General features: G+C 44.9%; 23 protein-coding genes and 1 tRNA gene. 8 read left to right on the top strand and 16 right to left on the bottom strand.

Annotated features, from left to right (window positions below; genetic code table 11):
- The first annotated feature begins 33 nt into the window (after positions 1–33).
- Positions 34–118: transfer RNA gene (locus NL645_RS06410), tRNA-Tyr, on the top strand.
- 426 nt (positions 119–544) lie between these two features.
- On the opposite strand, the gene NL645_RS06405 is transcribed toward NL645_RS06410, so the two are convergent.
- The gene (locus tag NL645_RS06405) at positions 545–1417 is read right to left on the bottom strand and encodes a Tim44 domain-containing protein (protein ID WP_046874203.1); all 873 of its coding nucleotides are present in this window, start codon (positions 1415–1417) and stop codon (positions 545–547) included.
- 378 nt (positions 1418–1795) lie between these two features.
- On the opposite strand from NL645_RS06405, the gene NL645_RS06400 reads away from it, so the two are divergent.
- From NL645_RS06400 to NL645_RS06390, 3 genes are all read left to right on the top strand, one after another.
- On the top strand, positions 1796–2386 hold the full coding sequence (locus NL645_RS06400) for a TetR/AcrR family transcriptional regulator (RefSeq protein ID WP_006743255.1): 591 nt from the start codon (positions 1796–1798) through the stop codon (positions 2384–2386).
- A gap of 13 nt (positions 2387–2399) precedes the next feature.
- Positions 2400–4274 (top strand): MFS transporter, encoded by a 1875-nt coding sequence (locus tag NL645_RS06395; RefSeq protein ID WP_182032634.1) that lies wholly within the window; start codon positions 2400–2402, stop codon positions 4272–4274.
- Positions 4275–4390: 116 nt separating this feature from the next.
- Positions 4391–5326 (top strand): YeiH family protein, encoded by a 936-nt coding sequence (locus NL645_RS06390; RefSeq protein WP_118789411.1) that lies wholly within the window; start codon positions 4391–4393, stop codon positions 5324–5326.
- Here the strand turns inward: NL645_RS06390 and NL645_RS06385 are convergent.
- The 7 genes from NL645_RS06385 to NL645_RS06355 all read right to left on the bottom strand — a co-directional run bounded on the left by NL645_RS06385 (position 5316) and on the right by NL645_RS06355 (position 12828).
- Positions 5316–5504 (bottom strand): hypothetical protein, encoded by a 189-nt coding sequence (locus NL645_RS06385; RefSeq protein ID WP_005390556.1) that lies wholly within the window; start codon positions 5502–5504, stop codon positions 5316–5318. The two genes, NL645_RS06390 and NL645_RS06385, sit on opposite strands and share 11 nt — an antisense overlap.
- A 100-nt stretch (positions 5505–5604) precedes the next feature.
- Complete coding sequence (gene menE / locus NL645_RS06380; protein ID WP_253651442.1) at positions 5605–7032, bottom strand: o-succinylbenzoate--CoA ligase; 1428 nt, start codon at positions 7030–7032, stop codon at positions 5605–5607.
- Positions 7017–8006 carry an o-succinylbenzoate synthase gene (menC, locus tag NL645_RS06375; RefSeq protein WP_253651441.1) on the bottom strand — a complete coding sequence of 330 codons (990 nt, stop codon included), beginning with the start codon at positions 8004–8006 and terminating at the stop codon, positions 7017–7019. Before menC ends, menE begins: the two co-directional genes overlap by 16 nt.
- 126 nt (positions 8007–8132) lie before the next feature.
- Positions 8133–8999, bottom strand: a complete 867-nt coding sequence (gene menB / locus NL645_RS06370) for a 1,4-dihydroxy-2-naphthoyl-CoA synthase (protein WP_012842018.1) — start codon at positions 8997–8999, stop codon at positions 8133–8135.
- Positions 8992–9819, bottom strand: coding sequence for a 2-succinyl-6-hydroxy-2,4-cyclohexadiene-1-carboxylate synthase (gene menH, locus NL645_RS06365; RefSeq protein WP_253651440.1), 828 nt, complete (start codon positions 9817–9819; stop codon positions 8992–8994). The genes menB and menH overlap by 8 nt, the downstream gene beginning before the upstream one ends.
- The gene (gene menD, locus NL645_RS06360; protein WP_253651439.1) at positions 9806–11524 is read right to left on the bottom strand and encodes a 2-succinyl-5-enolpyruvyl-6-hydroxy-3-cyclohexene-1-carboxylic-acid synthase; all 1719 of its coding nucleotides are present in this window, start codon (positions 11522–11524) and stop codon (positions 9806–9808) included. The genes menH and menD overlap by 14 nt, the downstream gene beginning before the upstream one ends.
- A complete protein-coding gene (locus tag NL645_RS06355) occupies positions 11521–12828 on the bottom strand; it encodes an isochorismate synthase MenF (protein ID WP_006743248.1) in 1308 nt (435 codons plus the stop codon). The genes menD and NL645_RS06355 overlap by 4 nt, the downstream gene beginning before the upstream one ends.
- 217 nt (positions 12829–13045) lie before the next feature.
- Here NL645_RS06355 and NL645_RS06350 point away from each other — a divergent pair, with 217 nt between their 5' ends.
- The 3 genes from NL645_RS06350 (at position 13046) to NL645_RS06340 (ending at position 16273) form a co-directional block, all read left to right on the top strand.
- Complete coding sequence (locus NL645_RS06350; RefSeq protein WP_005390543.1) at positions 13046–14260, top strand: pyridoxal phosphate-dependent aminotransferase; 1215 nt, start codon at positions 13046–13048, stop codon at positions 14258–14260.
- Between the two features lie 90 nt (positions 14261–14350).
- Complete coding sequence (yfbR, locus tag NL645_RS06345) at positions 14351–14935, top strand: 5'-deoxynucleotidase (RefSeq protein WP_046874210.1); 585 nt, start codon at positions 14351–14353, stop codon at positions 14933–14935.
- Positions 14936–14950: 15 nt separating this feature from the next.
- Positions 14951–16273, top strand: a complete 1323-nt coding sequence (locus NL645_RS06340; RefSeq protein ID WP_167426774.1) for an anti-phage deoxyguanosine triphosphatase — start codon at positions 14951–14953, stop codon at positions 16271–16273.
- 6 nt (positions 16274–16279) lie between these two features.
- Here NL645_RS06340 and NL645_RS06335 read toward each other — a convergent pair whose 3' ends face one another.
- A complete protein-coding gene (locus NL645_RS06335; RefSeq protein WP_237311907.1) occupies positions 16280–16894 on the bottom strand; it encodes a tRNA-uridine aminocarboxypropyltransferase in 615 nt (204 codons plus the stop codon).
- Between the two features lie 3 nt (positions 16895–16897).
- Between NL645_RS06335 and rrtA the strand changes: the two genes are divergently transcribed.
- Positions 16898–17449 (top strand): rhombosortase, encoded by a 552-nt coding sequence (gene rrtA / locus NL645_RS06330; protein ID WP_005390532.1) that lies wholly within the window; start codon positions 16898–16900, stop codon positions 17447–17449.
- A 98-nt stretch (positions 17450–17547) separates the two neighbouring features.
- Here the strand turns inward: rrtA and NL645_RS06325 are convergent, their stop codons facing one another.
- From NL645_RS06325 to tig, 7 genes are all read right to left on the bottom strand, one after another.
- A complete protein-coding gene (locus NL645_RS06325; protein WP_253651575.1) occupies positions 17548–17832 on the bottom strand; it encodes a helix-hairpin-helix domain-containing protein in 285 nt (94 codons plus the stop codon).
- A gap of 225 nt (positions 17833–18057) precedes the next feature.
- Positions 18058–19917 (bottom strand): peptidylprolyl isomerase, encoded by a 1860-nt coding sequence (gene ppiD, locus NL645_RS06320; RefSeq protein WP_005390530.1) that lies wholly within the window; start codon positions 19915–19917, stop codon positions 18058–18060.
- 201 nt (positions 19918–20118) lie between these two features.
- Positions 20119–20391 (bottom strand): HU family DNA-binding protein, encoded by a 273-nt coding sequence (locus tag NL645_RS06315; protein WP_005382341.1) that lies wholly within the window; start codon positions 20389–20391, stop codon positions 20119–20121.
- Positions 20392–20582: 191 nt separating this feature from the next.
- Positions 20583–22934 (bottom strand): endopeptidase La, encoded by a 2352-nt coding sequence (gene lon / locus NL645_RS06310; RefSeq protein WP_005390529.1) that lies wholly within the window; start codon positions 22932–22934, stop codon positions 20583–20585.
- A 129-nt stretch (positions 22935–23063) separates the two neighbouring features.
- Positions 23064–24344 (bottom strand): ATP-dependent protease ATP-binding subunit ClpX, encoded by a 1281-nt coding sequence (clpX, locus tag NL645_RS06305; protein ID WP_005390528.1) that lies wholly within the window; start codon positions 24342–24344, stop codon positions 23064–23066.
- A gap of 70 nt (positions 24345–24414) precedes the next feature.
- Positions 24415–25041, bottom strand: a complete 627-nt coding sequence (clpP, locus tag NL645_RS06300; RefSeq protein WP_005382347.1) for an ATP-dependent Clp endopeptidase proteolytic subunit ClpP — start codon at positions 25039–25041, stop codon at positions 24415–24417.
- A 105-nt stretch (positions 25042–25146) separates the two neighbouring features.
- Positions 25147–26454, bottom strand: a complete 1308-nt coding sequence (gene tig, locus NL645_RS06295; protein ID WP_005390526.1) for a trigger factor — start codon at positions 26452–26454, stop codon at positions 25147–25149.
- Positions 26455–26933: the final 479 nt, after the last annotated feature.

Raw genomic sequence — 26933 nt, 5'->3', positions numbered from 1 at the left:
TTGGGAAACTATCTTTTAAGTATAAAACACCCTGGAGGGGTTCCCGAGTGGCCAAAGGGAGCAGACTGTAAATCTGCCGGCACTGCCTTCGATGGTTCGAATCCGTCCCCCTCCACCATATTGAAAAAGCCAGCTCATTGAGCTGGCTTTTTTCGTTTCGGATTCTTGATAAAGTAACAAGGCCTTCCTTATTTAACCCAACTTCTTCGCGGTTCTCCCTCTGTTGGATCCTACTTTAACAACTGGGCCAAAGCGAATCTCCGATGGCCAAAGTTCGGATCTGGTCGTTGTAATACAAACAATGTACTAGCACTTTGTCCTTGTTTTATCGCAATGACCATAATGTGAATGCTAAAAACATTCAGTAAAGCACTTGAGGAGTAGCTAGCAAAAAAGATATTCGGCAGAGTTAAGCGCGAGCTATGATGAAGGCTCCACCTGGCAGGTTTTATAAAAATATCTTTCGTAGATACAAACGACAGATACAAAAAATCCCGCAGGGGGCGCGGGATTTTTATTAGTGACTAAATTGGTTTAAAGGTGACTAGCCTTGAATACCAACAATTAACCATGGTGCATTAGGCACAGTCAGGTCACGCTCTAGGTGCCAGATATCTTCGATTTCTTCTTCAACACCTTCTACTGTGTCACGGTAACGACCGCTAAACTGCAGGCTAAGCTGTGCTTTATTTGCATCGTAATCGGCACGGACGATCTCTGCATCAACGTACATTACATCAGTATGCTGCTCACCGTCGAGCTTCGCGCGCTCTGCTTTCAGATCTTCAAACAAGCTTGGAGAAACATATTCTTCAATGGTTTCCAGTTGATTGTGATTCCACGCTCCTTGCAGGATTCGGTAGTGTTCACGAGAGCCGTTAATGAACGCAGCTTGGTCAAAGCCCGGTGGGTAGTTATGTGGTACGTCCGTTTGAGCGCCGAAACCACCAAAGCCACCATTATTTGTGTTTGGCTGTTGCTCAAAGTTTTGCATGTTTGGTTGCTCAAACTTAGATGCGTTACCACCAAATGCAGGTTGCTGGCGATGCTGGTTCATACTGCCCTGCTTCGCACCTAGCATACCGCGCATTAATTTAAAGATGACAAAGGCAATCAAACCAATAATTAAGATATCCATAAACTGGATACCTTCAAAAGCACCGCCAAAGAATGCAGCAAGTAGACCACCAGCAAGAAGTCCGCCTAGCAGACCACCCATTAAGCCTTTTTTACTTGAAGACTTCGCCGTCTGATCTTTGCCGACCGTATTGGTGTTTTGTTGCTGTTGTTTTGGTGCTGGCGCTGTTTTGTAGCTCTTACCGAAAGACTTACTGCCACCAAACTTCTTCGCTTCCGCGATAGGTGTTACAGCAACGGTAAACATCAACAGAGCAACAATAGAAAATAAACGTTTCATCGTTATCCTTAAGGTTAGCTATCTAAGATTGTGCTCTATCAGACGAAACAACGATTGTTTCAAACAGTAGCACGCCAAAGATGATTGTTACGTCATCATACTCTGTATGCCTGTTGATGAAAACAGCTTACAGAAGCTGACATGTATCAGAATATTGCCAAAGATACAGACTGCTCTCGGTTAATTTCGAGATACTTGGTTCGTTTAGAAATGCTGGGAATGAACTCGCTGCTACTTGGGGATGTTTTAATTGAATTAGAATCAGTGACACAGCTCAGAATCCTGCACCTTGACGTCACTTGAGTATATTGCCTTGTTGACGGTTAATAGGTAGCTGACTATCATATTGAACGATGTTCAATAAAGCAGTTTGAGAGTATGGCGCGCAGAAACGATCACACCAGAGAAGAGTTAGTGAATTTGACGTTAACAACAGTCAAAAACTTTTTAGATGAGAATTCTTACCACGAACTCAGTCTTCGTAAAATCGCTAACATGATTGGTTACGTGCCAAGCACATTAGTCAACATTTTTGGCAACTATAACCTGTTACTTTTACACGTAGTCGCGCAAACTTTAGACGAACTCTCCCAAGAAGCACTGAAGGCGACCAATAGCAGTAAAGACGCTCATCAAGCTCTATTTGAACTGGCTTATTGCTACCACGATTTCGCTCAAAAGCACCCTTACCGTTGGCAGTTAGTTTTCGAGCACAACATGAATGGTGCAGAGCTTCCAGAATGGCATGCCAAACGTATCGACGGGATGACAGGAATGCTGGAGTCACTATTGGCTCAAATCGCACCACATCGTACCGAGTCCGAAGTGATTCAAGCGAGTCGAGTGCTTTGGTCTGGCGTACACGGTATTACTTTACTCAGTGTTGATGATAAATTTTTCTCTAGTGAACCAATTGATGGTAAAGAATTAATCAGTAACCTGCTTTCTAACTACCTCACAAACTGGTAACAAAGGATTATCCATGTCGTCCGACAGACAGCCGTCCTTACTTACGCAAAGAAAGTTCCTACCCTATTTCATCACTCAGTTTTTTGGCGCTTTCAACGACAATATTTTTAAAAACGTTTTGCTGCTGTTTGTCGCCTTCGCGGGATCCAGCGCACTACCTATTTCGAGCAACTTGTTCATCAATTTAGCGGCTGGCTTGTTCATTCTACCGTTCTTTCTATTCTCCGCTTCAGCTGGCGTATTAGCCGATAAATATGAAAAATCATGGTTTATTCGCAAGGTAAAGCTGTTTGAAATCGCCATCATGCTTTTGGGCGCCATTGGTTTTATAACCGAAAGTTATGGTGTGCTTTTGCTGCTACTGTTCTTAATGGGCACACAGTCAGCATTCTTTGGACCGGTTAAATATGCCCTTTTGCCCCAAAAATTAAACGCAAAAGAGTTAGTGCCAGGCAACGCCCTTGTTGAAGCTGGTACCTTTATCGCCATCCTTATTGGTACCCTAGGTGCTGGAATTATCGCCTCAGCAGACAACGCAAAATACCTTGCCGCATTTTGTGTCGTACTCTTTGCATTATTGGGATATTTGTCGAGCCGCTCAATACCCTTTGCAGCCGCCAGCGCACCTAATCTTTCTTTTCGTTGGCAACCGTACAAACAAACTAAACACACGCTATCCATCGCAAAATCAGATCGTGTTGTTTTTCAATGTATTATGGCGATAAGCTGGTTTTGGTTTTTAGGCGCCGCCTATCTAACCCAGTTCCCGAATTTCACCAAGATTTACTTAAATGGCACCGAGAGTGCGGTGTCTTTCTTGCTAGCTCTGTTTTCCATTGGTATCGCGCTGGGGTCGCTACTTTGCAATTGGATCTCAAATCATCGTATCGAAGTCGGTATTGTGCCTATTGGCGCACTTGGCATTACGGTATTTGGGTACTTGATGGCAACCTCCATTCCAAGTGACCTACCTATCTTCCATAACTTTGTAGACTTCTTTAGATATGAGCCTTTTTGGCCATTATTTTTCTATCTATTGATGATTGGCGCCTCTGGCGGGCTGTTTATCGTACCGCTTTACGCATTAATGCAACATAGAGCAAAGGAAACCGAGCGCGCACAAGTCATCGCAGGGCTCAACATCTTTAACTCTCTGTTTATGGTCGGCAGTGCTGTCTTAGGTATTGTGTGCCTGAGTGTCATCAAGATGACAATTCCTCAGTTGTTTGCATTGTTAGCCATTTTGAATTTCTTGGTCGCTGCTTACATTTTTTTGCAAATACCGATATTCGTTGTCCGTTTTGTGGTTTGGATGCTAACTCACACTATTTATCGAGTGAAACATAAAAACCTACATAACTTGCCAGAACAAGGCGGTGCATTAATCGTATGTAATCACGTGAGCTATATGGACGCCTTGCTACTTAGCGCAGTATGCCCAAGGTTGATTCGTTTTGTGATGGAGGAAGATTACGCCAACCTACCTCCACTAAGACGCTTTTTACGCAGAACTGGGGTAATTCCAATTTCAGCGAGTAACAGAAACTCCATCAGGCGTGCATTTAATGATGTAGAAACCGCATTAAGCGAAGGACATATTGTCTGTATTTTCCCAGAGGGGAAATTAACCTCAGACGGTGAAATGAATGAATTCATGCGTGGCATTGATATTATTCTGCGTCGCAGCCCAGTACCTGTCATACCCGTGGCACTCAAAGGCTTGTGGGGAAGCTATTTCAGCCGCGCGAAAGGCCGCGCATGTTGTGGCTTACCGACTCGATTTTGGTCAAAGCTAGAAATTGAAGCCGGACAGCCGGTTCCACCAAATGAAGCAACGGCAAAAACGATGTTCGATAAAGTGCATCAACTCAGAGGCGACTGGCGATAAAAATACATTTGAACACATGTTTAGAATAATTGAACATGTGTTCAAATCATTAAGACAAACTGACCACGCTCAGTGCGATATACTCGCGCTTTCATTCACAACAGCGAATAAAAACCTTGAATAGAAACTACCTCTTGTTTGGATTGGCGTTACTCTTTTGCTTAACCCCTTTTGTCTCCTCTCCTATTGCCCTAGTTATTGGTTTTCTACTCGCAAGTTTTGGTTTTGTGCCTTCAGAACTGCCCATTGCTTCTTTTACTAAAAAGCTGCTGTCCTACTCGATTATTGGTTTAGGCTTTGGCATCAACTTTGAGCAAGCACTCTCTGTTACATCGGATGGTATCGGTCTGATTATCGCCACGATTGCGGGCACACTGATCATAGGCACTATCATTGCCAGAATAATTAAGTTGGAGCGAGTAACCGCATACTTAATCTCGTCAGGTACAGCAATTTGTGGTGGTAGTGCAATTGCCGCTGTAGCACCAGCGATTAAAGCAAAAGACGAACAGATTGGATTAGCACTGGCAACGGTATTTGTCCTAAACTCCATCGCACTATTCGTGTTTCCTGTGGTTGGGCATGCTTTAGGGCTAGATCAACACACATTTGGTACATGGGCCGCGATTGCTATTCATGACACGTCTTCTGTTGTTGGGGCTGCCTCAGCCTACGGTGAAGAAGCGCTAACTACAGCAACAACGTTAAAACTCGCACGAGCTTTGTGGATCATCCCTGTCGCACTGATCAGTGCCGTGATCTTTTCGAGAGACCAGAAAGAGAATGGAACGAAAAAGTTAGTTATTCCTTATTTCATTTTTTGGTACTGCGCAGCCATCGCGTTTAGCGACTTCTTCCCTCAATTTGAAATGGTCTATCACGGTATTTTCGTTGGAGCGAAACAAGCTTTGGTGGTGTGTCTGTTCCTGATTGGTTGCAGCATTTCAATTTCGAAGCTGAGGTCTGCTGGAGCTAAGCCACTGTTATTTGGTATAACTCTGTGGGTGTTAATTTCAACCACTTCTCTAAGTTGGTTATTGTTTAGATATTAGTGGTCTTCTCATCGTGTTGAGATGACGACGGCTCAAGTTTGCTGTTTTTGTATGTAACAACCAATGCGATAGCGATCAAAAAGGCCGTCAGCTCTGCAAGAGAGCGGGCGAGCCCTTCACTGCTTATTGCAATACCAATTTGTAGTGCTACCGCCGCAATTAATACTAGCTTTACCATCCTGAACCTTATGCCTTTTCTCTCTTCGAAGAAGCATAATTATGATTCAGAGTTATAAGGATACGAAATTCCCTTTCTGACTAATACATAGCAAAATTGACTAATGCTGAATTGATGGCAATAGCCACTCCTTCACTGCCTTCCGAGAAACTTTGATCCCACTTTCTAGTAGCACTTGTGGCATTAGATGGTATTCCACTGGCCATTTAAACTTCTCTAATCTGGGTTGCAAATGCAGGTCATATTCCGCTTTGCTGCGCAAATCATTGGTCTGAATCACAGCAACAGGGCGATGACCAAATTCCGCATCTTCGACTGGAACCACTATGCTCTGCACCACGCCATCAATTTGGTTCAATGCTGCCTCAATCTCTTCACAATGAATGTTCTCACCACCAGAGATAAATTGATTGTCGGCACGGCCGATGATCTTTAACTCGTCACCTTGCCACTCACCAAGATCCTTGCTGTCAAACCAGCCTTTCTCATCCAGAAACGGAGTAACATGACCTTGATGAAAATACCCTGCCGCTAATGTTTTACCACCGACAAAAATGCGTTGGTCAACCAACTTTATCTTACGGTGATTCAATACGTGTCCAGCATTACTGGTACTGTCAATTCTCTTTGCGGTAACGGTAGAGGCTGCTTCCGTCATCCCATAACCTAACCACGCCTCAATCCCTCGTCCTGTTGCTCGCAACGCCAACTCGTGAGCAACGTGGCTGCCGCCCAATAGCACATGCGTCAATGACAAGTGAGCATCATCATCCAATAGCCGTTTGAGCTGCGTTGCAACCAAAGAGGCGTGTGACACGCCCTGAATATCTTCGACAAGTTTTCCTGTACCGATTTTCAATGTCGCTCCGACATATAGCCAACGATATACAATCGCCAATCCAGAGACGTGATAAAGCGGAAGCGACAATAGCCAAGAATCTTGCTGAGTGAAAATGAACTCTTGCAACAAGCCTTCTGCTGAAGCAAGGTGTTGTCGATGTGTATGAACCACAGCTTTAGGCTCCCCTGTCGAGCCAGAGGTAAATACTACTGAAGCGAGCCGGTCATGATGATAGCTATCTTCAGTCAACGAATCACTCTCTTGTTGTGAAACTAAGGGCGGTGAAAGCAATGTTGCCTTGAGTTTTTGTATATCATGTTCAGAAAAGGTCGAAGCGCACTCCTGAGCAAACCAGATAAACCGAGTTTGTTCAGGTTTATAAAGGGTCGCAAGTTTACTCTGTAGCGTATCGAGTGGTTGTACCATGGTCAGCGCGGCAAGTGCACCTAACTGCTTGGAAGCAAGATAAAACAGCAGAGTTTCGACTTGGTTTTTACCTACCAAAGTCAGCACATCTCCCCGCGTTACGCCCAAGTCATTCAAATAGTGAGCGTATTGGTCAATACGTACTGAGAGTTGTTGCCAGTTTAATGTTTCTGTTGGTGTCTTGAGTGCAATAGAAAAAGGGCTCGTTTGAGCCCAATATTTCCACGGTGCCTTCGCAACATTGTCTATGCAGAATGCCACACAATCTCCTGATCTTTCAGAGGAAAAACGGGAAGTTCACACTTAGGCCAGCCTTGCTCTAACTGAGCTTTGAATAGGCCAATCGTATCCAAACCTGGAACTTCATCAGGCAGCTGCCATTGGGCAAAGCGCGCTAATTGCGTTAAACCGAGACTGGATTCAATGCTCGAGCTAATAACCGCTTTCATCCCCAGTGACTTCGCCTTCTCTATCAGTGTAATACAAAAATCCACCGAACCAATGAGTGTGGGTTTGATGATGATCGTTTTCACACCAGTTAGATCTTCAAGACGGAAATCCTCTCGACGAACCGCATCTTGCAACGTTTCATCCCAAGCAATCGCAATACCAGTATTGATAGCAAAAGAGAGACTATCGCCAGGAGAGCGGCACGGCTCTTCCAAAAAGGTAATGCGCTGACGCAGAGACGGAGTAATGTATTTAGCAAACTGTTGCGCTTTTTCTGGTGTCCAAGCGCGGTTTGCATCAAGTCGAAGCGTTAATTGAGGGATAGATTCAAGGAAAAGGTTCACAAGCATGCCATCGCGAATTGGCTCATAAAGCCCGACTTTTACTTTCGCCACTTTCTCGCCTTCCATTTCGTTCAGCTTTGGAATGAGCTCGTCTGGGTCACCAGTACACAGCGGCGCTGTTTGATACTTACCTTGTTGGGGTAAGCCACCAGCTAACTCTAACTGTGCCATCGATAAACCAAACGCGACCGATGGATACATGTTGGCGTAATCCACATCCAATCCTGCTACCCAACGCTCCGCTTGTTCTTGTAGCTGAATACCAGCATCTTCGGTGTTCTCTAAACTAAAACCAGGAAGAGGAGCGACTTCTCCAAGCCCTATTTGGTCACGTTCAGAAAGCGCGACAACATAACCAACACGTTCTGTTAGCTTATTGTCTCGCAGGATGACACCACTATCCATGGGCAAGCTATAACGATAAATTTTCGCTTCACGCATAATTCGAGTCCTATGTAATGCCGTATATTTGAGCGTTCTGGCGAGCAATCCCACCAGCCTCCCAGAGGGCGAGGCGCTCAGGAAAAATGGAACAGAGGAGCTAAAACACTCCTCTTTTTATACGAATTATGGGTTACGAGGGAATTTGTCGAAGTCTGGGCGACGTTTCTCGTTGAATGCGTTACGGCCTTCTTGTCCTTCATCGGTCATGTAGAACATCATCGTTGCGTTACCCGCAAGCTCTTGAAGACCGGCTTGACCATCACAGTCCGCATTCAATGCTGCTTTCAGGCAGCGTAGTGCCATTGGGCTATGCTGAAGCACTTCACGACACCAACGAACGGTTTCTTTCTCTAGCTCTTCTAGCGGCACAACCGTGTTGACCAAACCCATGTCTAACGCTTCTTGCGCGTTGTAGAAACGGCATAGGAACCAGATTTCGCGAGCTTTCTTTTGACCGACGATACGAGCCATGTAAGACGCGCCCCAACCACCATCAAATGAACCCACTTTAGGGCCCGTTTGACCAAACTGCGCGTTGTCTGCCGCAATCGTTAGGTCACACATCATGTGCAGTACGTGACCACCGCCCACAGCCCAACCTGCTACCGATGCGATCACTGGTTTTGGACAAGTGCGAATATCACGTTGGAAGTCCAATACGTTTAGGTGGTGTGTACCTTGGTCGTCTTTATAGCCGCCGTAGTCGCCACGGATCTTCTGGTCGCCGCCAGAACAGAATGCGTCTTCACCTAGACCTGTCAGAATGATCACGCCAACACCAGAGTCGTAACGCGCATCTGCCAACGCATCAATCATCTCTTTTACTGTTTGAGGGCGGAATGCATTACGCACTTGTGGGCGTGCAATGGTAATTTTCGCGATACCATCTTCAGATTTATGGTAGTGAATATCCTCGTATTTCTCGCTGCAATCTTTCCATTGAACCGGAGCGTAAAGTTCTTCTTCAGAAATGCCTACTGTTTTAGCCATGGTGATTCCCATTGTTCTCGTTACTCTCACCAAAGTGAGATTGAATTATTTGCTTAATATGCATCGCAAATTGTTGGGGCTGCTCTTGATGAACGTTATGTCCTGCGCCTTCAACTTGTCGATACGCCAACCCGCTACGTTGTGCCAGTTGGCTAAATTTTTGGTCTTTCGCGCCACACAAGTAATACATCGGTATATTCTGCTTTTTCAGTGTGGGCAACAAATACGCCTGCTTGGCTAACGATGTTGTCATCAGCATGCTCGCGACCGCCGAGCCAAGATTATCACTTCGCTTCGCAATTAATGTTTGTCTTTGCTCATGGTTTAGTGAAGAAAACACCGCTTGCTGATACCAATCGTTCAAAACACGTTCAAGTGGTTCAGTTTTGAAACGCTTTGCCCAGCGAACATCATTCTCCAATCTCACCTGTTTCTCTGACTCAGTTTGAAGCCCGAAGTTTCCCCCTTCCACAATTGCACCCACAATATTGAGATCTGGGAAGCATTGATTGGCAATACCATGCATCGCAATACGGCCGCCCATCGAGTAACCAATCAAAATAAGTGGTTGTTGCGGAGGAAATAATAAAGATAGTGTGGAATTAAGAAGTTTGCAGCAATCATCGAGATCGTTGCACTTTGTAAACTGACTGCGACCATGACCAGGAAGGTCTATAACGACTCGTTCAAACTGAGTCAGCTCATCCAAACAAGCTTGCCAATCTGCACCATTTCCTAAAAGGCCATGCAAAAACACCAGAGTGGGAAGATCACCACTTTGGTGTTTTTCAGTTGGAGAGAAACGCTCAGAGTGAAGCATGCAGGCTCTTATTAAATGCCTTTATCAACTCTGCGGCTTGGCTTGGTGGGGTTTTAACTTCCACCAGCAGTGTGCCTTGGCCGCTCGACAGGTGCTCGGCAACCATTGCTTGATACATTTCTAACGTAGTTGGCTTCTCATACTTTAAACCAAACTGTTTGGCTGCATGTTCAAACTGATAACCGTGGGGCATTTGGTAGTACGCAGTGCGATGCTCATGAGGCACCGGTAACATATCGAAAATTGCGCCACCATCATTGTTTGTGACCACAAGCACCGTCGGCAGTTTATTGTGAGAAAACAGCGCTAGTGAATTGAGATCATACAGTGCTGATGTGTCACCAATATACATCAGTAACGGATTACCTCTTGCTCGCTGCACACCTGATGCGGTAGCAAACAAACCGTCAATTCCTGACGCGCCTCGGTTAGTGAACACTTCTACATCATCAAGTTTGCCGTACATATCGACAAGTCGAACAAACAAACTGTTACCCAAAAAGACATCAGCGTTTTTAGTGCGCTCGTTAATGTCTGCTGCCAACGCAATTTCGTCAATGGCAGAAGCTGAATCAGATAGGAAAGCTTCTTCGATACGTTGATGAACTCGCTTAACTCCATTCGCTAACCTATCAGCCCACCCAGCAAATATTGGCTTCTCAAAGCTAATGCGAGAAACCCAAGTTTGAGGAAGCTCAACCCAGTGCATTTGCGCCAGATGATTTTGGTTATTACGGTCCATACGCGGCGAGATATACCAGTATTGAACGTCTTTACTTTGTTGATTTTGCGAAACTTGTTTATCAATCCACTGATTCAAACGTTTGGAGATGATTCGGCTACCAAATTGGATAATAAGTTCACAAGATTCAAGCTCGTTTGCGAGCTCGGGAAGTTGAAGCCATACATCGTAATGCGCCCAATCCGAACTGAGACCACTTTGCGGGTCTGCAAGTACCGGCCATCCCATCTTTTGTGCAAATGCCTGCGCCGACTTCGCTTGTTCAAGCGGTAAGCTGCCAATCACAACCAAGCCTTTTTTATCCGCACAAGACGGGATTTTCGCCTGTGACAAGTGGCTAAAACGCTGGGTATAACTACCACTTCCTTTTCGCCATCCGGCTACCGAGTCTAAGTAGGTTTGATAATCCGCTTTTGCGCCGCTGGAATACAAAGGCTCTGGAAATGCACAGTTAATATGAACAGCACTGCCTTGCAGTTGCTGAGTAAACATCACTTCGTCAACAGAGGTCAGCAACCAATTAAGCGATGTTGTTAAAGTTGGGCTTGGTAAATTCAAGCTCGCCGAGACATGATGTGAAAAAATACCCAACTGGTTAATCGCTTGGTTTGCGCCACAGCCAACGAGCTCCACCGGACGATCCGCAGTGAGCAGCACCAGCTTTTCACCAGTAAGCCTAGCCTCCGCAACGGCTGGTAATAAATTCGCCACTGCCGTACCAGAGGTAACGATGATTGCCACTGGCTCTTGAGTAGCTTTCGCTAAGCCAAGAGCCATAAAGCCGAGACCACGCTCATCAAAGTGAGTATGAATAGAAAAATTGGACTGTTCTGCCGCCTCTAAAGTTAAAGGAGTAGAACGAGAGCCAGGAGCGATACAAACATGCTTAACGCCAAATCGCTGAAGCTCAATCAATATGGTTTCTGACCAAATTCGATTGAGCACCGCTTGGTCACGATTCATGATGCGACTCCCAACGGAGGGTGATCAGAAATCAGCGTAAGTAACGTCGACATTTTCTTATCAAGTTCCGCCCACTCATGCTCTGCCACAGAACCTGGCACAATACCTGCGCCCGCAAACAGTTGTACTTGGTCACCGAGCACAAGCGCACTTCTGATCGCGACACAAAACTCTGCTCGTTCATGGCTTATGTACCCCATTGACCCCGCGTACCAGCCGCGTGCAAAGGGCTCATTATCAAGAATAAACTGCATGGATTCTTGTCGAGGTAAGCCAGCAACCGCCGCCGTTGGCTGAAGCGCCGATAACAACTGAACACCGTTTATGCCCGTCTTTAGGCTCGCGTGAATATTTCGCTTGAGGTGTTGCACTTTTCGTAGCCTAACCAAACTAGCCTCGGCCTCCACTTCAACCGCTTCGGAATGCGGTGATAGGCGATCAATAATGTCATCAACTACATATTGGTTTTCATTGAGGTTCTTTTCATCTTGGGATAACCAATTCGCCAACTCCATATCGTGAGTGGCGTTGTCCCCTCGACCAATCGTGCCTGCTAACGCTTCGGTATGAAGTTCGTGCCCTACGCGAGAATACAAACGTTCTGGCGTAGAGCCCATAAAGCTGTGTTTGCTGTCTAAGCTCAGCATGAAATGGAAACTATGATGGTTATTTAAGTAACTCGCTTTCAGCAACTGTGCAGCGCTTAATGTGTTATCAAGCTGCACGGTAGAGCGACGCGCCAATACCACTTTCTTAAAATCATCATTCTTTATACCAGTCAGAACTTTATGAACTAACTCATTCCATTGAGGCTGACTTGGCGTATGAACAATAGAGCGGATGTGAGAAGAAATCGGAGCTAAGGTCGCGACCTCACAAACCAGTTTATGCAGTCCTGCTAGGGTTCGCGCTTTGTCTTCTGAAATATTAACTGCGAGAGACCATTGTTGGTCAAAACGAATTAACTCAATTTGAGGCAAAAAGAAGAAAGAAGGCATACAGCGACGATTCTTCTCATGCTGGCCGTCAAAAGAGCGTCCGCCCCAGACTCGTTGCCCTTCACCTAGAATGGTATAAGCAGGGCCTGGCTCAACAAAAGCGTGTAATTGCCCTAGTGCAACGACCTCTTCACGAGTATCGCGGGACTGCCAGTAGAATTTAGGGAAAAGTGGTTGTGCATCAAGCCAATCAATAAATGAGAAATTAGGTTTCTCGCTCAGGGGCTCGACCAGACGTGTTTGATTGCCTTCCGCTTGCTGAACTCGCTCGATAATTCTCTTTACGGCTTGATGGAACTGTGACAAATCAACCTCGTAGTATGTGAGGATAAATGGTAACTGACGGCTACTCTAAGTTTAGACCCAAAGCAAATCAAGGTCGTATGCGATCTTTTGCAAAATCCTGTGATAGCAAACGAGCAAAACTCAACCAGCAAACAGATAATTTACAGATATATATTCTAATAAAAAACAAATTATTGTATTTTAATAAAGAAATTAACGAATTTTTAGGAATTATACAATGCAAAATATCGGGATGTCGTCAAAACTCGATAATGTCTGCTACGACATTAGGGGTCCTGTACTCAAACATGCTAAGCGCATGGAGGAAGAAGGGCATAAAATCCTAAAGCTAAACATTGGTAACCCTGCCCCATTTGGTTTTGACGCCCCTGATGAGATTTTAGTCGACGTGATTCGTAATCTGCCGACTTCTCAAGGCTATTGTGATTCCAAAGGCATTTACTCTGCTCGTAAAGCCGTGGTCCAACACTATCAACGTAAAGGTATCCGCTCTCTAGATGTCGAAGATGTGTATGTGGGTAACGGCGTGTCTGAGCTGATCGTGATGGCCATGCAAGCGCTATTAAACAATGGCGACGAAATGCTGATCCCAGCACCTGATTACCCGTTGTGGACAGCTTCAGTTGCACTATCAGGCGGTAAGCCGGTTCATTACCTATGTGATGAAGGTGCAGACTGGTACCCTGACCTTGAAGACATCAAAAAGAAAATCACACCGAAGACACGTGGCATTGTTCTGATCAACCCGAACAACCCGACAGGTGCGGTATACAGCCGTGACTTCCTACTTGAAGTGATTGAAATCGCGCGCCAGCACAAACTGATCATTTTCGCAGATGAGATCTACGACAAAGTGTTGTACGACGGTGCAACACATACCTCAGTCGCAACACTCACTGAAGACGTGCTCGTCATGACATTCAATGGCCTTTCAAAAGCCTACCGTGTTTGCGGTTTCCGTGGTGGCTGGATGTTCCTAACGGGACCTAAACACCTAGCTCAAGGGTACGTGAATGGCTTGGAGCTGCTTTCATCGATGCGTTTATGTGCAAACGTACCAATGCAACATGCGATTCAAACCGCGTTAGGTGGATACCAGAGTATCAATGAACTGATTTTACCTGGCGGACGCTTATTAGAGCAGCGCAATAGAGCGTATGAACTGATCAATCAGATTCCTGGTGTTTCTTGTGTCAAACCTAAGGGTGCGATGTACCTCTTCCCGAAAATCGACACAAAAATGTACAACATCAAGAACGATCAGCAGATGGTTTTAGATTTCTTAAAACAAGAGAAGGTCTTACTGGTGCAAGGTTCCGGTTTCAACTGGCCAAAACCAGACCATTTCCGCATCGTGACACTGCCACACGTTGAAGATCTAGAAATCGCCATTGGACGTTTTGAGCGATTCCTATCAACCTACAGCCAGTAATGAATCACTGGTAGTAATTAGTGCTGATCTCTCATATGCTTAGAGGAACTCCTAGTGAGTTCCTTTTTTACACCAGAAACGGAGAAAGCCATGAAAGAAAGCCATTTTTTCGCCCACCTGGCTCGAATGAAGCTGATCCAACGCTGGCCTTTAATGCGGTCCGTCTCACCAGAAAACGTTTCAGAGCATAGCTTACAAGTTGCTTTTGTCGCTCATGCCCTTGCCCTAATTAAAAACAAAAAGTTCGGCGGCAACCTCAATCCAGAACGCATCGCGATTCTTGCCATGTACCATGACTCTAGCGAAGTATTAACGGGTGACCTTCCAACCCCAGTGAAGTATTACAACCCTGAAATTGCCAAAGAATATAAGAAGATAGAATCAGCAGCGGAACAAAAATTACTCTCAATGTTACCGGAAGAGTTCCAAGATGAATTTGCCCCCTACCTTCTTTCTCATTCTGCACACGAAGAGGACGCAAAAATCGTTAAGCAAGCCGACTCCATCTGTGCCTATTTAAAATGTCTCGAAGAACTAAGCGCAGGCAATCATGAGTTCGCTCTGGCAAAAAAACGCTTAGATGTCACTTTGCAAGAACGTAGAACGCCTGAAATGGATTACTTTCTCAATACCTTTGCCCCAAGTTTCGAATTATCGTTAGATGAAATCAGTTAGCTTACGGAGATAATCGTGTCGTTTGAATTACACCCGCAATGGCAAGAGCGCCATGATGATGAGCATAAAATCCGTCGTGACGACCATCGGAGCCCGTACCAACGAGACCGAGCGCGCATTCTTCACTCGGCTGCATTTCGACGCTTACAAGCAAAAACCCAAGTACACGGCAATAGCTTGGAAGACTTTCACCGCAGCCGGTTAACACACTCCTTAGAAGCGTCGCAACTCGGGACCGGTATCGTCGCCCAGTTAAAGAAAAAACAACCAGAGTTCCGTGATCTATTGCCATCAGACAGCTTAATTGATTCATTATGTTTGGCGCACGACATCGGGCATCCTCCATACGGTCATGGGGGAGAAGTCGCTCTAAACTACGTAATGCGCGAACATGGCGGCTTCGAGGGGAACGCCCAAACCTTTCGTATCGTCACTAAGTTAGAGCCTTATACCGAGCATTTCGGAATGAATTTATCACGCCGCACACTGCTTGGTTTGATTAAGTACCCTGCCCTTATTAGTCAAACACGCTCCGTCAAGTTGCCTCAACCAGCTGAGCATCAACGTAAACTAAAAGCCAAAGATTGGAGCCCAGCTAAGGGCATTTATGATTGTGACAAAGACTTATTTGATTGGGTAATTGCACCGCTTTCTGACAACGACAAGGCATTGCTTAGCCTAATGCGCTCAAAACCAGAATCGGAGTTTGAGCACAGTAAAACGCGCTTTAAATCACTCGATTGCTCAATCATGGAGCTAGCGGACGATATCGCCTACGGCGTTCATGATTTAGAAGATGCAATCGTGCTTGGTATGGTGACACGTCAGCAATGGCAAGAAGGCGCAGCAAGTCAATTAGCGGACTGTGGCGACCCGTGGTTTGAAGCACATATCGATTCCATCGGACAGATGCTATTTAGTGGTAAGCATCATGAACGGAAAGATGCCATCGGTGGTATGGTTAACGCCCTCCTGACCAGCATTTCAATCAAGGCGATGGATGAGCCTTTCAATAATCCATTACTGTCTTGGAATGCGTGTTTAGAGCCACAAATGGCACGAGCACTTGACGTGCTCAAGCACTTTGTCAGCACCTTCGTTATCCAAGTCCCTCAGGTCCAGATCGTTGAGTATAAGGGTCAGCAAATTATTATGGACATTTTTGAAGCCTTAACAGCGGACCCAGAGCGCTTGCTGCCTGTTCATACAAGAGAACTGTGGTGCCAAGCGAAAAGCGAAAGCAATAAGATGAGAGTCATCGCCGATTACATTTCTGCTATGACCGATGGTCACGCGCAAAAGCTGCACCGTCAACTTTTCTCTTCCATCGTTCTTTAGTAACACTCAACCTTTCAAGTAATTCTTTTCAAATACGCCCGGCGGCATCTGGGCGATTTGGAATTCGATCATCTTTTCAAAGGCATGCATAAGCGGTGTAAAGTCTCTCTCGGGTTCAAGCAAGCGAAGCGAATGATAACCTGCCTCGACTGTCGATAAGCTATTCTCAGAGGGCGCTTTACGAATGGTGTAATGCCCTTGTAATTGCTTCGGTAATTGCACGGTTGGGAGTGGATGTAAATTGCTAGAAAGCTGCCACATTTTGTACGCTTTTTTCCACGTCCCATCGAGCAAAATCAAACGTATTTTCTTAGATACACTAAGGCTCGCTTGATTAATTTCAGAGATGCATCGTGACTGTTCCGATGGGTAAAGAACAAAATGTTGATATGATTCATCCGCCAACAAGTGATTTAAGACATCATCACCAGAAAAGTCCTCTCCTATCAGACAAATACAGTTATCTAAACTCAAATTGAGAATCCGTGCCGTACCAAGCGGACGATGTTCTTCACTCGTGTGCTGAAGAATGATAAGTTCTACCTCGCTTGCCAACGGTACAATCCATTGGCAAATACACGCTTTTTGCGATTTTCCACAACGAGAACAATAACGAGACATAGAGTGAACCTTTATACCTTGCTGAGTATTATCAGCGTGATCTGTTTGATACTTCAATTCGAACCAATGGCAAGCCTAACCGAGTGGCACAGCTACAATATACGACATGGCGAATGGTGGCGAATCGTAACAGGAAATCTCACACATACCAACTTTGCGCACTTAGGGATGAACCTGGCAGGATTGTGGATCATTACTTTTATTTTTCGTCCAAGCACTCGCAACTTCCTTATCGTTTTCTCACTCTTGTGCGCATTTGTTGGCGCAATGAATTTGTTTACCAACATGTCGGTGTACGTGGGATTATCTGGCGTACTACACGGACTATTTGGATTCTGGGCACTCAGAGAAGTCTTTGAAAGCAGAAGAAGCAGCTTGTTGTTGGTCGGCGGGCTTATTGCCAAAGTAGCATGGGAGCAGATCTATGGTCCATCAAGCAGCACTGCTGCGCTTATCGGCGCAAACGTTGCTATTGATGCTCATTTATTTGGCGCACTCGGTGGGTTAACAATGGCTCTAATGGAAAAAGGCTTTCGCCGTCGTTTATTCGGTTAAAAAATCCCGAACCACGAAAGAGGGGTTGGTTCGGGAAAGCAGTAATAGGGAAACAGATATTGTTCTGAATTCAGACTCAATATCTGAAATACATCAAGCTACAGTAAAATGCGGTCTTCGTTTTTCTTAACTGTCGCTTCACCCATGCCTTTTACGCTCTTCAAATCTGCTGCCGTTTTAAAAGGGCCATGCTCCTCGCGGTAGTCCACGATACTCTGCGCTTTCTTCTCACCAATACCTTTCAACATGGTCGCTATTTCTTCAGCAGAGGCCGTGTTGATATTTACGGTAATTTCAATTCCTTCATATTTGTCAGTGGCTGAATCCGCAGCCATGCTAAAAGGCGCAAAAACAAATAAGCACAATGTCAAAATCCATTTCATATTGAACATACAATCTCCAAAATAGTAGGCTAAAACCAGTCACCAGTAGCAAGTCACTATCCATTTAACAAACCTAGATGACCCGATATTCGCAATGACTGGTATCACTTAAACGCGCACTAATTTAAGTAATGTTTATTGATGATTGAAGTTAATAAAGACAAAAATAAAACGGACCGCTTATGCGGTCCGTTTTAGTTAACATGCAAATTACACTAATTGTGCTTAGTTGCTCACAATAAAGTACTCAATGTCAGTGTTTGCGCGCAGTACTGCTAGCACAGATGATAGGTCTTGCTGAGAAGATGCACGCTGCATTTGCATCGCAACTTGCTCTTCTAACTCACTATCTAGCTCAGCATTTACAGCATCAAGCTCGATGATAACAATGTTACCTTCAAGATCTTTAGACTGACCATATACTGGCTTACCATCGACTGGTTTTGCCATCGCGAATACCGTTGTTGCCAACGGAGAACGGCGATCTACTGTCTCTTGTTCACCAAATGCAAGGTTGTTTTCAGTAAGCACATCTGTCTTACCTTCTTTCAATGCAGCAACAACCTGTGTACCAAGTTCCATCGCATCTTGCTCACCCTTAACGCGAGAAAGCTCTGCAATAACCTGATCTTTCACTTCTTCTAGTGGAAGAACCGTCTCATCACGTGCATCTTCAACACGAACAACAATAATATGCTCAGGTGCAACTTCGATAGCTTCAGAGTTTAAGCCATCTTCTTTTACTTCAGGGCTAAGGATAGCTTGCATTACCGCAGGGTTACGAAGCACTTCAGGTGCGTCAACTTGAGAAATAAAGTCCGTTGTCTTCACTTCTTGGTTAACCGCTTGAGAAGCGTCATACAATGAGTCTGGGTATTCAAACGCTACGCGCTCAAGCTCGCTTTGTAGCTCGTAGAATTGATCAACTGCTTGTTGGTCAACCATTTCTTGTTTGATTTCAGCGGCTACTTCTTCAAATGGCTTCGCCACAGAGTCTTTTAGCTCTTCAAGCTTGATAATATGGTAACCAAAGTCCGACTTTACTAGACCCGACGTATCGCCTGGATTCTTCAACGCGAATGCCGCTTCTTCAAAAGCAGGGTCCATCACATCACGCTCAATCCAACCTAAGTCACCGCCGTTTTCAGCGCTGCCAAAATCGTCAGATTTCTCTTGAGCAAGCGTCGCAAAATCTGCTCCTGCATTTAGCTCATCTAGGATAGCCTGCGCTTTTGCTTCATCGTCCCCTTCTACAAGAATATGAGCGACACGGCGCTGCTCTTCTGAAGAGTATTTGTTTAAGTGCTCATCGTAGTACTTTTTCACCTCAGCGTCAGAAACATTAACTTGTTCCTTTAGCGCTTCAGCAGACAGTTCGATATAAGCGACTTTAACCTGCTCTGGGCGAGTAAAGTTGTCAGGGTTTGCTTTGTAGTACTGTTGAATTTCTTCGTCAGTCAATTCAATGTTTTTCGCAAACTCTGCTAAGTCGATTTTAATCGTGCGAATATCACGAGTTTGAGTGAACAGCTTACCTTCTGCCTGTACTTCACCTGGCAGAATAAATTCACTGTTTTGTAGTGCATTCAGCAGTTGTTCACGAACCAATTCACGACGCATGTACTCAGCAAAAGAATCTGGCGAAAAGCCTGCACGACGCAGAGAAGCTTGATAGATCTCTTGATCGAACTGACCATTAGATTGGAATTGAGGCATGTCTAGAATCATGCTGCGAACTTGAGTGTCGCTGATTCGCAGACCTAAAGCTTCTGCTTGTTGGTCAAGCAACACGTCATTGATCATTCGATCTAAAACGGATTTGCGGAAAGATTCAACATATGCAGGGTCAGCCAGCATTTGAGAGAAGTAGTCACCCAACTGAGCTTGCATACGGTTACGCTCATTTTGGTATGCCATCTCGAACTCACCACGAGGAATCTCAGTGTTACCGACTTTCGCTGCAGAGTTGTTGTTACCACTAACGATGTAGCTACCCACACCTGCAAATACGAAAGACAGGATGATAAGCCCAAGGATAATTTTGACCGCGATGCTATTCACGCCTTCGCGTAGTCGATCCATCATAATTTAACTGCTCTCCACAATTGAAGCCTACTGCTTCTATCTAATAGAAATAATGGCGCAATAATATCAGAAAAAGAAATGCGCATCAGTATGATGCGCATAATTTAAGAAAGTTCGGCTCGAAGTTTGTAAATTTTTGTTCGAAACTTATTGTTTGAGCAAAAGTTAAGCAAATGGCCGGTTACAGAATTAATGCTGTGATTAGTTACAAGCGTCTTTCAGTGCTTTACCAGCTTTAAAAGCTGGTACTTTTGCTTCTGCGATTTGGATTTCTTCACCAGTTTTTGGGTTACGACCAGTACGTGCAGCACGAGTACGAACGCTAAATGTACCAAAGCCAACTAGAGCAACTTGATCACCAGACTGAAGAGTACCGCTTACTGCTTCGATGAATGCATCTAGAGCACGACCCGCTGACGCTTTAGAAATGTCTGCATTTTCTGCGATTTGTTCTACTAACTGAGTTTTATTCACTGTAATTTCCCCTTTGTGTCATCTGTGATTATTTTTGTGATGACTTTCGTTCCATTGTTAAGAAAATATGCTCCATCCCTTATTCGTCAAGGGCTGGCAGCTATCGAAACTAACTTAGCGCCCAAAAAAAACGCTGACAAGCCTTTTTAGACTTATCAGCGTAAACTTTTACTTATTTTTGCTGCACATCACTATTTTTGAGACTCAAACTCAACGCCCGTCGGGTCTCGCTCTAGTGCGACTTTCAGTACTTCATCAATCCACTGTACAGGGATGACTTCCAGATCAGCGATAACATTATCAGGAATTTCTTCCAAATCACGCTCGTTGTCTTTTGGAATTAGCACAGTCTTAATGCCACCACGGTGTGCCGCAAGTAACTTCTCTTTTAGGCCACCGATAGGTAGGACTTCACCACGCAGTGTGATTTCACCCGTCATCGCTACCTCTGCTTTCACAGGGTTACCTGTCAGAGCAGAAACCAAGGCAGTACACATTGCAGTACCCGCACTTGGGCCATCTTTTGGCGTCGCGCCTTCCGGTACGTGCACGTGAATATCTTTCTTCTCGTAGAAGTCAGTATTGATACCCAGTTTTTCTGCACGAGAGCGAACTACTGTCATTGCGGCTTGGATAGACTCTTGCATCACGTCACCAAGAGAGCCCGTTTGCGTCAGCTTACCTTTACCTGGCATAGATTGAGTTTCAATCGTTAGCAGGTCGCCACCCACTTCTGTCCAAGCTAGACCTGTCACTTGACCAATTCGGTTACTTTCATCCGCTTTACCGTAATCGAAACGTTGAACACCCAAGTACTCTTTTAGGTTGTCCATCGTTACCGTTACTGACTTGATGTCTTTATCCAGCAAGATGTTCTTCACGGCTTTACGGCAGATCTTAGAGATCTCACGTTCTAAGTTACGTACACCCGCTTCACGAGTGTAATAACGGATGATGCCAATAATTGCAGAGTCTTCAATGATGATCTCATCCGGTTTTAGACCATTGCGCTTAACTTGCTTATCAACAAGGTGACGTTTTGCAATGTTCAGCTTCTCGTCTTCGGTGTAACCAGATAAACGAATAACTTCCATACGGTCTAACAATGGACCTGGAATGTTCATTGAGTTCGAGGTTGCAACGAACATAACGTCAGAAAGGTCGTAATCCACTTCTAAGTAGTGATCGTTGAACGAGTTATTCTGTTCAGGATCAAGTACCTCTAGTAGCGCTGATGCCGGATCGCCGCGCATATCTGAAGACATTTTGTCGATTTCGTCCAATAAGAACAGTGGGTTCTTCACGCCAACTTTCGACATCTTCTGGATTAATTTACCTGGCAATGATCCAATGTAAGTACGACGGTGACCGCGGATTTCTGCTTCATCACGTACACCACCCAGCGCCATACGAACGTACTTACGACCTGTAGCAGAAGCAATTGAACGACCAAGAGACGTTTTACCCACACCTGGAGGACCAACAAGACAAAGGATTGGACCTTTTAACTTATTGATTCGGTTTTGAACCGCCAAGTATTCAAGAATACGCTCTTTTACGCGCTCTAGACCGTAGTGGTCTTCATTAAGAATCTCTTCTGCTTTCGCTAAATTTTTCTTAACTTTTGAGCGTTTAGCCCAAGGCACGCTGACCATCCAATCGATGTAGCTACGAACCACTGTTGCTTCGGCAGACATCGGAGACATCATCTTAAGCTTTTGAAGCTCTTGCTCAGTCTTTTCACGTGCCTCTTGAGGCATTTTTGATTCGTCAATCTTCTTCTGCAGCGTTTCGAACTCGTCTGGTGCGTCTTCCATCTCACCAAGTTCTTTCTGAATCGCTTTCATTTGCTCATTCAGATAGTACTCACGCTGAGATTTTTCCATTTGCTTTTTAACGCGACCACGAATGCGTTTTTCAACTTGCAGCAAATCGATCTCTGATTCCATCTGGCCCATTAGGAATTCCAGACGCTCAGTGACATCAACAATTTCAAGTACTTGCTGCTTATCCACCAGCTTCAACGGCATATGAGCTGCAATGGTATCCGCTAAGCGTGCTGCTTCGTCGATACCGTTGAGTGAGGTTAAAACTTCTGGTGGAATCTTCTTGTTTAGCTTAATGAAGCCTTCAAACTGATTAATCGCACTGCGAACAATCACTTCTTGCTCACGCTCATCCAATTCTGGCGTAACAACAAATTCCGCTTCCGCTAGGAAGAAGTCACTCTCTTTAAAGTGATTAATTTTCGCACGTTGCTGGCCTTCAACCAGTACTTTTACTGTGCCATCCGGAAGCTTCAGTAGCTGGAGAATGGTGGCTACCGTACCTACTTCAAATAGGTCGTCAACCGTAGGCTCATCAGTATCAGCTTGCTTTTGTGCCACAAGAAGAACTTGTTTGTTGGTTTCCATCGCCGTTTCTAAACAGCTAATCGATTTCTCACGACCAACAAACAATGGAATAACCATGTGCGGGTAGACCACTACGTCACGTAGAGGTAGTACCGGGATCTCGATACGCTCGGAACGTTCCAAGTTCATATAATTCTCTCTTCCGCTTTCACGTTTACGTATTACTTATCGATTTATATGGGGGCTAATTGTTTGGATTCAATAAGAGAAATAAAAAAAGGAGGTAATTACTTACCTCCTTTTTCATTACGGCTGAATTTATTCTGCTCCAGCGGCCTGATTGTCTGAGTTGCTATAAATAAGCAATGGCTCTGACTCACCATTGATGACGGACTCATCAATCACGACCTTACTTACGTCTGTCGCAGATGGCAGTTCGTACATGGTTTCCAGTAATACGCCTTCAAGGATCGAGCGTAAACCACGAGCACCTGTCTTACGCTCCATTGCTTTCTTAGCGATAGCGCGCAGCGCATCTTCTCGGAACTCAAGTTCGGCGTTTTCAAGCTCAAACAATGCTGCGTATTGCTTGGTTAATGCGTTCTTCGGTTCACATAGGATCTGAATCAACGCTTCTTCATCAAGCTCAGTCAGGGTTGTTGTCACAGGAAGACGACCAATGAATTCTGGAATGAGTCCGTACTTCACTAGATCCTCAGGCTCAACCTGAGTAAATAGCTCACCCACGGTCTTCGATTCGTTTTTAGAACGAACTTCAGCACCGAAGCCAATACCTGTACCTGTTGCAACACGCTGCTCAATCACCTTATCTAGGCCAGCAAATGCACCACCACAGATGAACAGGATCTTCGACGTGTCCACTTGTAGGAATTCTTGCTGAGGGTGCTTACGACCACCTTGAGGTGGAACCGATGCAACCGTACCTTCGATAAGTTTTAGTAGCGCCTGCTGAACACCTTCACCAGATACGTCACGCGTAATAGATGGGTTTTCAGCTTTGCGTGAAATTTTATCAATTTCATCAATGTAAACGATGCCGCGTTCAGCTTTAGCTACATCGTAATCACATTTTTGCAGAAGCTTTTGGATGATGTTTTCAACGTCTTCACCCACATAACCAGCCTCGGTTAGTGTGGTTGCGTCTGCCATTGTAAATGGCACATCCAAGAATCGAGCTAATGTCTCAGCAAGTAGTGTTTTACCGCTACCTGTTGGGCCAATTAGAAGGATGTTACTTTTACCAAGCTCCACACCTTCACTCGTTGTATCACCATTGCGTAAACGCTTGTAGTGGTTATATACCGCAACTGCGAGCACTTTTTTCGCGTAATCTTGCCCGATCACATAGTCATCAAGGTGTTCACGGATCTGTTTTGGCGTTGGTAACGCTTCAGATTCTTTCTTAGGGAGAACATCCTTGATTTCTTCGCGAATAATATCGTTACATAAGTCGACACACTCGTCGCAAATGTACACTGACGGACCTGCGATTAGCTTGCGAACTTCGTGCTGACTTTTGCCGCAGAAAGAACAGTACAGCAATTTACCGCTGCCACTTTCTTTGCTTTTATCTGTCATTCGCTAACCTCTTAGCCTTTACTCTTCATGAATGAGTGTATATCAATTTTTGCCAAAATGCGCTGGCTAATTACTCGCCGCGGTGGCTTAACACTGCATCCACGATACCGTATTCCACAGCCTGCTCTGATGACATGAAGTTATCACGATCAGTATCGCGCTCAATGACTTCAAGAGGTTGGCCAGTATGTTCTGCTAACAACTTGTTTAGCTTCTGCTTAATGGTCAGGATTTCCTGAGCATGGATTTGGATATCAGAAGCTTGACCCTGGAAACCACCCAATGGTTGGTGGATCATTACACGAGAGTTAGGCAGTACGTAGCGCTTACCTGGCGCACCACCTGCTAACAGGAAGGCACCCATTGAACATGCTTGACCCATACATACAGTGCTCACATTTGGCTTAATAAACTGCATGGTATCGTAGATAGACATACCAGCTGTTACGCTGCCACCTGGCGAGTTGATGTATAGGAAAATATCTTTATCTGGATTTTCAGATTCTAGGAAAAGTAGCTGAGCCACGACAAGGTTTGCCATGTGGTCTTCCACTTGACCCGTTAAAAAAATCACGCGCTCTTTCAGCAGACGTGAGTAGATGTCGTAAGAGCGTTCGCCGCGGGAAGTTTGTTCAACCACCATTGGTACTAGCGCGTCCATAATTGGCGACATTGCATTTTTTTCTTGGTAGCTCATATTCTTATGTCCCTAAAATAAATGGCCCGGATGATGACTATCATACGGACCATTGTTAGCAGAATAGTTAACGTTAAGTCAACCTTCTACGCAAGATATTGCTTATTAAGCAGCAGGTTGTTGTTGGTTAAGTAGCTCGTTGAAGCCTACTTCTTTCTCAGAAACCTGTGCTTTAGCGATGATCGCGTCGATTGCTTGCTCTTCTAGAGCTACATTGCGCATGTTGTTCATCATTTCTTCGTTTTGCTCGTAGTAAGCAATAACTTCTGATGGATCTTCGTATGCAGTAGCCATTTCTTCAATTAGAGCTTTAACTTTCTCGTCGTCCGCTTTTAGCTCTTCAGACTTGATTACTTCACCTAGTAGAAGACCAACTACTACGCGACGTTTAGCTTGCTCTTCGAACAGCTCACGTGGAAGCTGAGCAGCAGCTTCTGGGTTACCACCGAAGCGTTGTGCAGCTTGTTGACGTAGAACTTGGATTTCTTGCTCGATAAGCGCTGATGGTACGTTGATGTCGTTTTGCTCAACTAGACCGTCAATCGCTTGCTCTTTGATGCGGTTCTTAACAGCTTGCTTAAGCTCGCGTTCCATGTTTTTACGAACTTCAGCTTTAAGTGCTTCAACACCGCCTTCAACAACACCGAACTTAGCAACGAACTCGTCGTTTAGTTCTGGTAGTTCACGAGCTTCAACTTTGTTCACTTTGATTGCGAACTTAGCTGCTTTACCTTTTAGGTTTTCAGCGTGGTAATCTTCTGGGAAAGTCACATCGATGTCGAATTCCATACCTGCAGTTTTACCTGCGATACCGTCTTCGAAACCAGGAATCATGCGACCAGCGCCCATTTCTAGTGGGAAGTTCTCAGCTTTACCGCCCTCGAATTCTTCACCGTCGATAGAACCAACGAAGTCAATGCTTACGCGTTTGCCATCTTCTGCTGCTTCTTCAACTTCAACCCAAGTAGCTTGTTGCTTACGTAGAGTATCGATCATCTCTTCTACGTCTGCGTCTTTAACTTCAGTTAGCGGTTTTTCAACAGTGATGTTTTCTAGGCCTTTAAGCTCAACTTCCGGGTAAACTTCAAAAGTTGCAGTGAAAACTAGGTCTGAACCTTCTTTGTTTTCTACAGGAGCGAAAGTTGGAGCGCCAGCTGGGTTGATTTTCTCTTTAACGATAGCTTCGATGAAGTGGCGTTGCATAACTTCACCAAGAACGTCTTGACGTACTGCTTTGCCGTACATCTTAGCAACCATTTTTAGAGGCACTTTACCCTTACGGAAACCATCGAAACGACGGTTTTTAGCGATGTTGCGTAGTTCAGCTGTTACAGCGTCTTCGATGTTTGCAGCTGGAACAGTAATGTTTAGACGGCGCTCTAGGCCCTCTAGCGTTTCAACAGTAACTTGCATTATATATAAACCTCTAAAGTGGCTCGGTTTTCCGAGCGTATGAGCGAAACTCAGCGGAGCTTACGCTTCATCCTTGTGTAGTGTTCTGTCCGAACACCTAATTTAAATCGAGTATCGATACTGTTTGTCAGTACCGGACTAATCAGTGATATCTTCGATAAAAATTACCAAAGGTATCTCCTATTAGCCTCAGGACAGAATTTTTAGACGCGACATTCTAGCGATCTGTCGCAACCCTGTCGAGCCAATAGCCACTATGTGGACATTGTCTGCGCTAAATTCTCGAATGCTGACCCATTTTTTCTTCAAAAATGCGATTCAAACACCGTCTAAGTATCGTCAGCATATCTAGAATGGGGACAATAGCGACTTTTTCAAGAGAATCGACCGGTTTTTTTATCGAAAAGCCTAAAAAGAGATCTTGCTCTTGTTTTACTCCACAGAGTTGAAAACTAAATCCCTAATCCTCCCTACAAACT

The organism is Vibrio sp. Y51_MX_L26 (assembly GCF_024181935.1).
Lineage (GTDB): Bacteria > Pseudomonadota > Gammaproteobacteria > Enterobacterales > Vibrionaceae > Vibrio > Vibrio diabolicus.
Note: the sequence above shows the minus strand (reverse complement) of the source record. Positions and strands in the feature narration are given on the sequence as shown.

Coding starts and splice junctions, on each gene's coding strand:
- ppiD (WP_005390530.1), bottom strand. CDS start 19,917: ATGATGGATCGACTACGCGAAGGCGTGAATAGCATCGCGGTCAAAATT.
- NL645_RS06405 (WP_046874203.1), bottom strand. CDS start 1,417: ATGAAACGTTTATTTTCTATTGTTGCTCTGTTGATGTTTACCGTTGCT.
- menB (WP_012842018.1), bottom strand. CDS start 8,999: ATGGCTAAAACAGTAGGCATTTCTGAAGAAGAACTTTACGCTCCGGTT.
- lon (WP_005390529.1), bottom strand. CDS start 22,934: ATGAACTTGGAACGTTCCGAGCGTATCGAGATCCCGGTACTACCTCTA.
- NL645_RS06335 (WP_237311907.1), bottom strand. CDS start 16,894: ATGTCTCGTTATTGTTCTCGTTGTGGAAAATCGCAAAAAGCGTGTATT.
- NL645_RS06385 (WP_005390556.1), bottom strand. CDS start 5,504: ATGGTAAAGCTAGTATTAATTGCGGCGGTAGCACTACAAATTGGTATT.
- NL645_RS06325 (WP_253651575.1), bottom strand. CDS start 17,832: ATGAAATGGATTTTGACATTGTGCTTATTTGTTTTTGCGCCTTTTAGC.
- NL645_RS06400 (WP_006743255.1), top strand. CDS start 1,796: ATGGCGCGCAGAAACGATCACACCAGAGAAGAGTTAGTGAATTTGACG.
- menH (WP_253651440.1), bottom strand. CDS start 9,819: ATGCTTCACTCTGAGCGTTTCTCTCCAACTGAAAAACACCAAAGTGGT.
- NL645_RS06350 (WP_005390543.1), top strand. CDS start 13,046: ATGCAAAATATCGGGATGTCGTCAAAACTCGATAATGTCTGCTACGAC.
- clpX (WP_005390528.1), bottom strand. CDS start 24,344: ATGACAGATAAAAGCAAAGAAAGTGGCAGCGGTAAATTGCTGTACTGT.
- clpP (WP_005382347.1), bottom strand. CDS start 25,041: ATGAGCTACCAAGAAAAAAATGCAATGTCGCCAATTATGGACGCGCTA.
- menD (WP_253651439.1), bottom strand. CDS start 11,524: ATGAATCGTGACCAAGCGGTGCTCAATCGAATTTGGTCAGAAACCATA.
- yfbR (WP_046874210.1), top strand. CDS start 14,351: ATGAAAGAAAGCCATTTTTTCGCCCACCTGGCTCGAATGAAGCTGATC.
- menC (WP_253651441.1), bottom strand. CDS start 8,006: ATGCGTGAAGCGAAAATTTATCGTTATAGCTTGCCCATGGATAGTGGT.
- tig (WP_005390526.1), bottom strand. CDS start 26,454: ATGCAAGTTACTGTTGAAACGCTAGAGGGCCTAGAGCGCCGTCTAAAC.
- NL645_RS06395 (WP_182032634.1), top strand. CDS start 2,400: ATGTCGTCCGACAGACAGCCGTCCTTACTTACGCAAAGAAAGTTCCTA.